The sequence below is a fragment of the Gilliamella sp. Choc5-1 genome (assembly GCF_001690595.1).
Classification (GTDB): Bacteria; Pseudomonadota; Gammaproteobacteria; order Enterobacterales; family Orbaceae; genus Gilliamella; species Gilliamella apicola_M.
The window spans coordinates 1-586 of sequence record NZ_LZHH01000024.1 but is presented as its reverse complement, the minus strand read 5'-3'; the positions used below and the strand labels follow the sequence as shown (position 1 = coordinate 586).

1 protein-coding gene is annotated in these 586 nt (G+C 36.3%); it reads left to right on the top strand.

Annotated features, from left to right (window positions below):
* The coding region (locus tag A9G35_RS01855; RefSeq protein ID WP_176701369.1) for an IS3 family transposase at positions 1-586 on the top strand (586 nt) is incomplete at both ends.

Below are 586 nucleotides of genomic sequence, written 5' to 3'. Positions count from 1 at the left end.
ATTGCTGGTATCAAAATACACCGTTAAACGTTATCAATCTCACAATACGGAAGTGAATGAAACCGCCACAGAAAATCACCTGCAACGACAATTTGATGTAGGTGATAAAAAACAAATTGTTGTTGCGGATTTAACCTATATTCAAGTTAAGCAACGTTGGAACTATTTATGTGTTTTAGTGAACTTATCCGATAGGCAGATTGTCGGTTACCATGTTGGTCAACATAAAACAGCAGAGCTTGTTATGTCGGCATTAAGTCAAATTAAACTGCCATTATCAAAATTGGATTTATTTCATTCAGACCGCGGTAAAGAGTTTGATAATCGGTTATTAGCGGATTGTTTTAAGACATTTAATATCACGCATTCATTAAGCAAGAAAGGGTGTCCATATGACAATGCGGTAGCGGAAGCGACATTTAAAACAATTAAAACGGAATTTGTAAAAGGCCAACGTTTCAACTCAACGGCTGAGTTACAACGCGCTTTTTCGGCTTATGCCTATTGGTATAATCATAAACGATTACATTCTTCGTTAGGCTACTTGCCTCCCGTTGAATTTAAAAAACACTTACCCCTTAATTTT